The organism is Clostridium sp. 29_15 (assembly GCF_001916075.1).
Lineage (GTDB): Bacteria > Bacillota > Clostridia > Clostridiales > Clostridiaceae > Clostridium > Clostridium lentum.
Window position 1 is genome coordinate 1 of the sequence record NZ_MNRT01000008.1, and the last position, 11646, is coordinate 11646.

An 11646-nucleotide genomic window follows, 5' to 3' on the forward strand; every position below is an offset into this window, starting at 1 on the left:
ATGGTACTGCACGGGGGACTGTGTGGGAGAGTAGAACGTTGCCAGGTTAGTAAGACTTAAAGCATTTGCTTTAAGTCTTTTTTGCTTACAAAAAAAGAAAGTGATAATTTATAATTGAAAATAGATGTTAAAATAATAAAAATGGAATATTAAAGCTATATTATTATTTAAAGTTTACTAGTGTGTAAAGAAATACTTAAAATTCAACTTCTGAGTATTAAAATAATCAACAAAAAAATAGAAAAAATATCTTCTTTTGTTGATAAGTTAAAATAAAAAGTGGATAAGTTTATAAAAATTTTTTTAATAAATATCTAATAAATTTGAAGTATTATTTGTTAAATTGTAAAGATTTCAACAAATAATATTTTTTATTACAATAAAGAAAAAAAACAATCAATAAGCGACATAATTCTAATAATATTGAAAATGAGAATAAACATGCAATTGTATAACTTGCATTAATATATAGATTAATGTCGGTTAAAATATATTGAATGAAAGGGAGTATGAATGATACAATTATTTACATAAATTACAAATATATATATTGAAGTTACACATTTATAAAAGGGGGGATTACATGAGACAAGAAGCTACGAAACTAAAAGCAGAAGTTGAGGAGAACTTTGATGATATTCAAAAGAGCGTAAATTCTGTGAAGAATAATTTAAGTAAAAAAAAGAGTTATAAATCTCAAATAACTGATTTAAACACATATTTATTTCATGAAGGAAAAAATTATACAAGTTATGCATTTATGGGTTCGCATCAGGTAACTGAGAAAAGAAAAAAGGGAATTAGATTTACAACATGGGCTCCAAATGCAATAAATGTTTATGTTTCAGGAGATTTTTGTAATTTTGCAATAGAAGATGAATATAAAATGGAAAAAATAACAGAAAGAGGAATATGGAGTATTTTTATTGAAGGTGTAGAGCCAGGTACTAAATATAAGTATGTAATTGAAGATAAAGCTGGAAATAAAGTATTTAAAGCAGATCCATATGCAGTTACTTCAGAAGTAAGGCCAGCTACAGCATCTATTATTTCTAGTAAGATACAATATAAATGGAATGATAGAAGTTGGATGACTAAGAGAAAGAAATTTAAAATGTATGATGCTCCAATTAATATATATGAAGTACATTTAGGTTCATGGAAAAGAGATGGAGAAGAGTTTAAAACTTATAGAGAGCTAGCAGGGGAATTACCTAAGTATCTTAGTGAAATGGGATATACACATATAGAATTGATGCCTATAATGGAACATCCTTTAGATGCTTCATGGGGATATCAAACTACAGGCTATTATTCAGTAACAAGTAGATATGGAAATGTTGATGATTTTAAGTATTTAATAGATTGCTTACACAAAGAAAATATAGGAGTAATATTAGATTGGGTTCCAGGACATTTTTGTAAAGATATTCATGGATTATACAAATTTGATGGAACCCCAACTTATGAATATAAAGATGAGTGGAAAGCTAATAATGCAGGCTGGGGAACATATAATTTCGATTTAGGTAAACCTGAAGTAAAAAGTTTTCTTATATCAAATGCAGTATATTGGTTGCATGAATATCATATAGATGGATTGAGAGTAGATGCAGTATCAAATATTCTTTATTTAGATTATGGTAGACAAGGTGGAGAATGGATTCCTAATAAATATGGTGGAAATGGTAATTTAGAAGCTATTGAATTCTTAAAAGAACTTAATAGTGCTGTGAAAAAAGAATTTCCTACAGTAATGATGATTGCTGAAGAATCTACAGCGTGGCCTAAAATATCACAACCTATTCAATATGATGGATTAGGTTTTGACTTTAAATGGAACATGGGATGGATGAATGATACATTGGAATATATGAAAGAAGATCCACTGTATAGAAAGTATCATCATGGTAAAATGACTTTTTCTATGGATTATAATTACTCTGAACATTTTATATTATCAATATCACATGATGAAGTTGTTCATGGAAAAGGATCTTTCCTAAATAAAATGTGGGGAGATTATTGGAATAAATTTGCTCAATTAAGATTATATATAGCACATATGATAGGTCACCCAGGTAAAAAATTAATGTTCATGGGTACTGAATTAGCAGAATTTATTGAATGGAGATTTTATGAAGGGTTAGAGTGGGATTTAGTTGATAAATATGAGACTCATAGTAAAATTCAAAATTATGTAAAAACAATTAATCAATTTTATAAAGATCATCCAGCATTATGGAAGTATGATTTCAATCCAAAGGGGTATCAATGGATAGATGCTAGAAATGCAGATGAAAGTATTTTTACATTCATGAGAAAAACAGATAACAAGAAGGAAACTTTGATATTTATTTGTAATTATACTCCATTAGTATACTATAGCCATCGTATTGGTGTGCCTTACTTAGGTGAATATGAAGTAATATTTGATACTGACAGCATCGATTTTGGAGGTTCTGGTTTTATTCATACACAAAGACCAGTTGTTTTAAAAGAAATTGCAGCTACAGAAAATGATAATCAAATAGATGAAGAAATTGAAGATTGTAATTTAGAAATAGATAGAGAATTAAATAAGGATACAGATACTAGTAAGGAAGTAGAAGAAAAATTAGAAGCAGAAGAGACTATAAAAGAGTTAGACGTTAATATGGATCAACCTTTAATAGCGGAAGAAATTCCTTATAATGATCAACCATATTCTATAAATATAAAGATTCCACCAATGGCTGCTATTGTTTTAAAAGTAAATAATATTAGTGATGGTAGTAAGGAGTGTAGGTAAATGAAGGTTTTATTTGTTGCTTCTGAATCTAGTCCTTTTATTAAAACAGGGGGATTAGGGGATGTAATGGGTGCATTACCACCAGCTTTAAAAAGACTTGGTTTAGATGTGAAAGTAGTGTTACCAAAGTATAAAAATATGAAATATGAATTTCAACAAAAGTTGCAATTCATAAAATGGTTTACTGTTGAAGTTGGTTGGAGAAATCAATATTGTGGTGTAAGCCAATGTGAATATAATGGTGTCACTTACTATTTTTTAGATAATGAATATTATTTCTGCAGAGATGGATTATATGGATTTTATGACGATGCTGAAAGATTTGCTTTTTTTGATAGAGCAGTAATGAAGTTTATAAAGGAAATTAATTGGCAACCAGATATTATTAATTGTAATGATTGGCAAACTGGTATGATTCCTGTACTTCATAAGTTTGAGTATATCAGGGATCCATTCTACTCAAATATAAAGACTATATTTTCAATTCATAATTTATTTTTCCAAGGTACTTATTCGCCAGAGATATTGCCAGAACTATTTGGATATGATTTAGAGCCATATTATAATGGAAGTTTGAAACTTGATAAAGGTGTAAGTTTTATTAAAGGTGGAATTAATTACTGTGATCAAATTACAACAGTTAGTAGAAGTTATGCAGAGGAAATAAAGAGTAGTGAGTATGGTGAAAGACTTGATAATTTATTAAGAAGTCGTAGTTGTTATTTAAAGGGTATAGTAAATGGTATTGATTATGCAGAGTATAATCCAAGTACAGATTGTCATATTTATAGAAATTATAATAAAAGATGCTTAGATAACAAGCTTGAAAATAAGCTTATGTTACAGCAGCAGTTAGGGTTACCTCAAAGAGCAGATGTACCTATGATTGGGTTAGTATCAAGATTAACACACCAAAAAGGGTGTGATCTTATAATTAATATAATAGACAGACTGCTACAAAAAGATATTCAATTTGTAATTTTAGGTACAGGGGATTATCTATATGAAGAAACATTTAGAAATCTTCAATACAGATATCCTGATAAAGTATCAGCTAATATAAGATTTGATGATGGATTAGCACATAAGATATATGCTTCAGCTGATATGTTTATGATGCCATCATTATTTGAGCCTTGTGGATTAGGTCAGCTTATAGCATTAAGATATGGTACAGTTCCAATTGTAAGAGAAACAGGGGGATTAAGAGATACTGTATTTCCATATAACCAATATAATGGCGTAGGTAATGGATTTGGATTTAGAAACTATAGTTCAAATGATTTAATGTATGTAACAGAATATGCTCTAGAATTATTTAGAAATAAAGGAGTTTGGAGACACATTGTTGAACAAGCGATGGATTCTGATAATAGTTGGGATAAGGCAGCTAGAGAATATGCCTGGTTGTATGAAGGAGTAAAAAATAGACCTTAATTATAGCAAGCTATTAGGAGGTAGTACATGCTATCAATTGATAAAAACTCTTTTAAACGTGATTATGAAAATAAGTTTGTTCAATTACATGGAAAAGAATTAAAAGAAGGTACAAATCAACAAAAATATGAGGCTTTAGGAAGTTTGGTAAGAGATTATGTAACAAACATGTGGATTGAAACAAATAAGGAATATAGGGAAGAAGAATTAAAGCAGGTTTATTATTTTTCTATGGAATTTCTTTTAGGAAAATTATTAGAAGATTATTTGTTAAATTTAGGAATACATGATATATGTAAGGAAGCATTAGAAGAGTTAAATATAGATTTAGATGAGATAGTAAATTTAGAGCAAGATCAAGGGCTAGGAAATGGTGGTTTAGGTAGACTAGCTGCATGTTTCCTAGATTCAATGGCGTCTTTAAATATACCAGGTAATGGATGTGGAATCAGATATAAGTATGGATTTTTTGAACAGAAAATAGTTGATGGAAAACAAGTAGAGGTATCAGATAACTGGCTTAGGGAAGGCAATGTATGGGAAAGAAAAAAAGCAGATAAGTCAGAAATAGTTAAGTTTGGTGGAACGGTAAAAGTTGAGGAATTGGCAGGTAAGATGACATTTACTCATGTGAATTATGAACCAGTATTAGCTGTTCCATATGATACACCTATTGTTGGATTTCAAAATGATGTGGTAAATACATTAAGATTATGGAGTGCAGAACCAGTATCAAATGAGTTTGATTATTCTTCTTTTAGTAGAGGAGAGTTTTTAAAAGCAATTTCATATAAAAATTCTGTTGAAGCAATATCCTTGGTTTTATATCCAGAAGACTCTTTTTATGAAGGAAAAATGCTTAGGTTAAAGCAACAATACTTTTTTGTATGTGCAGGATTACAAAGTATAATAAGAAGATTTAAGCGCATAGGTGGGGATATATATGAATTAGATGAAAAAATAGCTATTCATATTAATGATACTCATCCTACATTAGCTATACCAGAGCTTATGAGACTACTAGTAGATGAAGAAGGAATGGATTGGAATACGGCATGGAGGATAACTCAAAATACTATTTCTTATACTAATCACACCATTTTGGCCGAAGCATTAGAAAAATGGCCAATAGATATGTTTAAAAGTTTATTACCAAGAATTTATATGATAGTAGAAGAAATAAATAGAAGGTTTACTATAGAGCTAAATAATAAATATCCAGGACAAAATGAAAAGATAGCTAGAATGTCTATTATAGGAGATGGATATGTCAGAATGGCTAATCTAGCTATAGTAGGAAGCCATAGTGTTAATGGTGTTGCCAAACTTCATACTGAAATATTGAAGAAGAGGGAAATGCAAGATTTTTATTATATGTATCCAGCTAAATTTAATAATAAGACTAATGGGATAACCCATAGAAGATGGCTTTTAAAGAGTAATCCAAAATTAACAGAGTTGTTAAAAGATACTATAGGTGATAGTTTTGTAAAGCATCCTACTGATTTGGAGAATTTTAAGAATCACTTAGATAACAAAGCAGTATTAGATAGCTTAAAGGAAATAAAGAAAGACAATAAGGATAAATTAGCAAAAATAATTTATAAAAATAAAGAAATAATAGTGGATCCAAATTCAATTTTTGATGTTCAAGTAAAGAGAATACATGCATATAAAAGACAGACAATGAATTGTCTTAGAATAATGCATCTTTATAATCAATTATTGGATAATCCTAATTTGGATATAGTACCAAGGACATTTATTTTTGCAGGAAAGGCAGCTCCAGGATATTATTTAGCTAAAAATATCATTGAGCTTATATGCAATATTTCTGAAAAGATAAATAATGATTCAAGAGTAAATGAAAAAATAAAAGTGATTATGCTAGATAATTACAGCGTATCTTTAGCAGAGCGAATAATTCCAGCAGCAGATGTAAGTGAGCAGATTTCAACTACAACTAAAGAAGCATCAGGAACATCTAATATGAAATTTATGATGAATGGTGCAATTACTATAGCTACTCTTGATGGAGCAAATATAGAAATTAAGGATGAAGTTGGAGAAGAAAATATTATAATATTTGGCTTAACTGCTGAGCAAGTACTTGATTACTATAAGAATGGTGGATATTCTGCTTGGGATGTCTGCAATCATGATCCAAGAGTAAAAAGGGTAACAGATGATTTAATCAATGGAAAGTATTGTAGTGATAAAGATAGGTTTAAAGTAATATATGAAAATTTATTAAGCTATAATGATGAATTCTTTGTTCTTAAGGATTTTGCAGCATATATAGATGCTCAAGATAGAATTGATAAAATATATAGAGATCCATATGAATGGCAAAAGATGTGTGGAGTAAATATTGCCCATTCAGGAGTGTTTTCATCTGATAGGACTATAAAAGAATACGCAACAGGAATATGGGGGTCTGGAGTACTATATAGGAACCTTTAGGGGGTATATTATTGAATGATATAAAAATAGTTCATAATTCTCACGATACTAATTATAGGAATCCTTTTGGAGCAGTAAATGTAGGAGAAACTGTAACATTAAAGTTAGAAACAAATAAAAAATGCAATCCACATATAGTTTTTATTAATTTTTTTAATAATCAAGTAGAAATGCAAATGACAGAATGCAAAGAAGATGGAATCATAGAAAAGTATTGTTATGAGCTAAAGCTTGATACAACTGATATGTTAGGGACGATTTTCTATTATTTTCGAATAGAATGTGAAGGCAGAGTCTTTCTTTATGGAAATAATATAGAAAATTTAGGGGGAATTGGACAAATTTATGACAATTACCCTAAGTGCTATCAAATAACAGTATATCATCAGTCAGAAGTTCCTAAATGGTATAAGGAAGGAATAATATATCAGATATTTGTTGACCGCTTCTTTAATGGAAATAAGTTTGGTAAAGTGTTAAATCCTAAAAAGAATTCGTTTATATACGGAAATTGGACAGATACACCTATGTATATAAGAAATAGTGATGGTGGAGTTACAAGATGGGATTTTTATGGAGGAAATCTTTTAGGAGTTAGAAAAAAACTTAAGTATTTAAAAAGTCTAGGAGTAAGTATAATCTATTTTAATCCTATATTTGAATCTCCAAGCTGTCATAAATACGATACTAGTGATTATGAAAAGATAGATCCTATGTTTGGAACTAACGAAGAGTTTGAAGAATTATGCTCTGAAGCAGAAGCCTTGGGAATTAAGATAATCTTAGATGGAGTATTCAGCCATACTGGCTCTGACAGCAGGTATTTTAATATGTACAATAATTATAAAGAAATAGGAGCTTATCAGTCACTAAAATCTCCTTATTATAGATGGTATAGATTTTCGGATTATCCTAATCTTTATGATTGCTGGTGGGGATTTGGTAATATGCCTAATGTGGATGAACTAAATCCTTCATATCTGGAGTATATTATCTCTAGTAAAAATTCTATCGTTAAAAGATGGATTAGAGCAGGGGCTAGTGGATGGAGGTTAGATGTAGCAGATGAATTGCCAGATGAATTTATTAAATTACTTAAACAGTCTATCAGGGAGGAAAAATCTGATACTGTTTTAATTGGTGAGGTTTGGGAAGATGCATCTAACAAGATAAGCTATTCTAAGAAAAGAGAATACTTATTTGGTTATGAGTTAGATTCTATCACTAATTATCCATTAAGGCAGCTCATAATAGAATATAGCAAAAAACAGATATCATCAGAGTATTTTATTAAGAGATATAAATCTTTATTAGAAAATTATCCTAGAGAAAATTTTTTTTCTACTATGAATATGTTAGGAACACATGATACAGAAAGGATACTTACCATACTTGATGGAAAAATAGAGCACTTAAAAATAGCAGTTCTATTACAAATGACTCTTCCTGGAGTACCACTTATTTATTACGGTGATGAAGCTGGGTTAAAAGGTGGAAAAGATCCTGATAATAGAAAGCCTTATCCATGGGGAAAAGAAAATATAGAAGTAATTAATATCTATAAGAATCTTTGTAGGTTAAGAGCTAATGAAAATATATTAAAGAATGGTGATATAAAGTTTAGAAATAGCTTTGGAAATGTTTTGTGCTTCCAAAGATCCAATGAAGAGGGAGTAATAATAGTTATTATTAATTCTTCAGATAAAGAAGAAAAATATATATTAAATAATATTAATGGAAATGTTAAAAATTTAATAGATGATAAGGAAACTTATGAAAGTATTAAGGGAACTTTAAATGTTATACTAAAAGGCAATCAATGCAAAATATTGAAAGTTCAATGATTTTAAAAATAGCACTTTCAAATTTCTTAAAGTGCTATTTTTATTTCAATATTTAATGTAAAAAAATTGAAATAATACAATTAAAAGTTAGAAAATTCATTTGTTTATATAGATAATTTACAAAATAATAAAAGTGTTAAGTATTAAAAAGCACAAATTAATGATTAAGCTAGATATTGATTATTAATGAAGGGTATATAGAGGAGATGTGTAAAAGGGTGAGTAAGAAAGAAATTGTTGCTATGATTTTAGCAGGAGGACAAGGATCAAGATTAGGTGTTTTAACTAAAAAGTTAGCTAAGCCAGCAGTACCATATGGAGGAAAGTATAGAATAATAGATTTTCCATTGAGTAACTGCTCAAATTCAGGAATTTATTCAGTAGGTGTATTAACACAATATAAGCCATTAGAATTAAATGCGCATATAGGTATAGGAAGCCCATGGGATTTAGATAGAAAAGATGGTGGAGTAAGAATATTACCTCCATATCAAGAAGAAAAGGGTGGAAATTGGTATAAGGGTACAGCAAATGCAATATATCAAAATATTGAATTTATTGATAGCCAAGATCCAGACTATGTTCTTATATTATCAGGAGACCATATATATAAAATGGACTATGATAAGATGTTAGATTTCCATAAGGAAAAGAATGCAGAAGCAACTATAGCAGTTATAGAAGTTCCTATGGAAGAGGCAGGCAGATTTGGAATAATGAATACTAAGGATGATTTATCAATATATGAATTTGAAGAAAAGCCTAAAAATCCTAAGAGCAATATGGCTTCAATGGGGGTTTATATCTTTAACTGGAAACTTTTAAGACAAGCTTTAAAAGATGATGAAAAAGATAAAGAATCAAGCAATGACTTTGGAAAGAATATAATTCCTAAGATGCTTAATGAAGGTAGAAGATTATTTGCATATCCATTTAAAGGATACTGGAAGGATGTTGGAACTATCAGCAGTCTTTGGGAAGCAAATATGGACTTATTAAAGAGAGAAACAGGTTTAACTTTATATGATGATGATTGGAAGATATATTCTGTAAGTCCTGTAAGACCTGCACAATATATTGGGCCAACAGCTAAAGTAAGAAATTCACTAGTAGTTGAAGGATGTACTGTTCATGGAACTGTTGAAAATTCAGTATTATTTGAAGGTGTAACCATAGGAAAGAATAGTGTTATAAGAGATTCAGTTATAATGACAGGTGCCAAGATAGGTGAAAATGTAACTATAGAAAAGGCTATCATTGGATCAGAATCTATAGTAAGAAGAGATTGTAAAGTTGGTAATGGAAATAGCATAGCTGTTATTGCATCAAAAGAAGAAGTTAAAAGTGGGACTGTCTTAGAAGCATTAGAAGCTTAATATGGTAAGGGGATGAAAAGATGAAGGATTGTTTAGGAATAATTAATTTAGATGAAAATGAAGAAAAAATAATCGAGTTAACAGCGCATAGATTATTAGGTGCTTTGCCTATAGCAGGTAGATATAGAGTTATAGATTTTATTTTATCTAATATGACTAATTCAGGAATAGAGAATATAGGAATATTCACTAAAAATAAGTCAAGATCATTAGTAGATCATTTAACTAATGGTAGACCATGGGATTTAAATAGAAAGAAAGATGGATTAAGAATATTTAACTTTGGGGATTTTAATCCTCAATATGATGATGTGCACAATTTTTTAGATAATATAGATTTTTTTGAAAAGAGTAAGAGAGAATATGTATTACTTTCTCCATCATATATGGTATGTAATATAGATTATAATGATTTAATGAAGTATCATAAGGAAAGCGGCAATGATGTAACTGTAGTATATAAAAATATAAAGCAACATTCAGAGGATAAGTTTGTTGACTGTCAAGTGTTAAATTTAAATGATGATTTAAGAGTAATAGGTGTTGGTGAAAATATAGGATTAAAGAGTGTTACTAATATCAGTATGGAAATGTACATCATGAAAACGGATCTATTTATAGATATAGTATATAAATCTATAAAAAGTGGAATGCATAGAAAAGTTAAAGATTATATAAACGCTAATATAGATTCATTAAATGTTGGAGCATTTGAATTTACAGGATATTTAGCATGTATAAACTCAATTAAGGCTTATTTTGATGCTAATTCTGATTTCTTAAATGAAAAAGTTAATAAAGAATTATTTTATAGTAAATCACCAATATACACTAAGCCAAAAGATGAATGTGCAACTCAATATACAGAATGTAGTAATGTTGTTAATTCAATAATAGCTAATGGATCTTATATAGAAGGAACAGTAAGAAATTGTATAATAGGTAGAAAGGTATACATTGGTAAGGATAGTGTATTAGAAAATTGTGTTATCTTACAAAATAGCGTAATAGGCGAAAATGTATCTATGAAATACGTTATTACTGATAAGGGAACAGTTATAAGAGATGGTGAAGAGGTAAAAGGATTAGATAGTAATCCAGTAGTAATACCTAAAAAGAAACAATTTTAAAAGAAAAAAGGCTATTTATTCTGGAGGATAATAGCCTTTTTTCTTAGTTAATTAGCATTACAAGAATGAATTATATTTTATAAGTTAAGAAAATAGTTCGTATATATTACGATAAATACAATGTATTTATTTAATTTTTTTTGTTAATTGTGCCAGGCGTATCAATAATAGAATTAAAGAGTAATATTAAGAAAAAATGAGTATGCGAGGCTTAGTTTATATAAAATGGAGAAAATTGTAGATAAAAGTTAAGATATGATGATAAGATAAGTCTTGTCCTAAGGGACAGTCGAAAACGGCAAGACAGTATTAAAAATATGTTAAGAAAGTTTCTTAAAAAATAATTTAAAAAACTTATTGACATAAAAGAAATACAGTGATAAGATAAGGAAGTCGCTTGAGGGTGGCAAGATAAAATGGTCTTTGAAAATTGAACAGAATATAGTTAATATAAAACCAGCAATTCTTTTAAGTCTTATAAAAACTCAAAGTAATTTGAGCAAAAGAGATTAAACTTTTTATTGAGAGTTTGATCCTGGCTCAGGACGAACGCTGGCGGCGTGCCTAACACATGCAAGTCGAGCGAATGAAGTTCCTTCGGGAAT

The 11646-nt window shown here is 29.1% G+C and carries 6 protein-coding genes and 1 rRNA gene; all 7 read left to right on the top strand.

Features of this window, described 5'->3' with window-relative positions:
* The first annotated feature begins 583 nt into the window (after positions 1–583).
* On the top strand, positions 584–2791 hold the full coding sequence (gene glgB, locus BHW04_RS00960) for a 1,4-alpha-glucan branching protein GlgB (RefSeq protein WP_302633590.1): 2208 nt from the start codon (positions 584–586) through the stop codon (positions 2789–2791).
* Positions 2792–4228 (top strand): glycogen synthase GlgA, encoded by a 1437-nt coding sequence (glgA, locus tag BHW04_RS00965; protein WP_022211009.1) that lies wholly within the window; start codon positions 2792–2794, stop codon positions 4226–4228.
* 27 nt (positions 4229–4255) lie between these two features.
* A complete protein-coding gene (locus tag BHW04_RS00970) occupies positions 4256–6691 on the top strand; it encodes a glycogen/starch/alpha-glucan phosphorylase (RefSeq protein ID WP_302698551.1) in 2436 nt (811 codons plus the stop codon).
* Positions 6692–6702: 11 nt separating this feature from the next.
* A complete protein-coding gene (locus BHW04_RS00975; protein ID WP_302698553.1) occupies positions 6703–8535 on the top strand; it encodes a glycoside hydrolase family 13 protein in 1833 nt (610 codons plus the stop codon).
* A gap of 218 nt (positions 8536–8753) precedes the next feature.
* Entirely contained in the window at positions 8754–9911 is a 1158-nt protein-coding gene (locus BHW04_RS00980) for a glucose-1-phosphate adenylyltransferase (protein WP_022211012.1), read from the top strand.
* Between the two features lie 20 nt (positions 9912–9931).
* The gene (glgD, locus tag BHW04_RS00985) at positions 9932–11041 is read left to right on the top strand and encodes a glucose-1-phosphate adenylyltransferase subunit GlgD (RefSeq protein WP_022211013.1); all 1110 of its coding nucleotides are present in this window, start codon (positions 9932–9934) and stop codon (positions 11039–11041) included.
* Between the two features lie 517 nt (positions 11042–11558).
* Positions 11559–11646, top strand: a 16S ribosomal RNA gene (locus BHW04_RS00990); the annotation flags it as partial.

What these genes read in the sequence shown, in the direction of transcription:
- glgB (WP_302633590.1), top strand. Translation starts at nt 584, where the DNA reads ATGAGACAAGAAGCTACGAAACTAAAAGCAGAAGTTGAGGAGAACTTT.
- glgA (WP_022211009.1), top strand. Translation starts at nt 2,792, where the DNA reads ATGAAGGTTTTATTTGTTGCTTCTGAATCTAGTCCTTTTATTAAAACA.
- BHW04_RS00970 (WP_302698551.1), top strand. Translation starts at nt 4,256, where the DNA reads ATGCTATCAATTGATAAAAACTCTTTTAAACGTGATTATGAAAATAAG.
- glgD (WP_022211013.1), top strand. Translation starts at nt 9,932, where the DNA reads ATGAAGGATTGTTTAGGAATAATTAATTTAGATGAAAATGAAGAAAAA.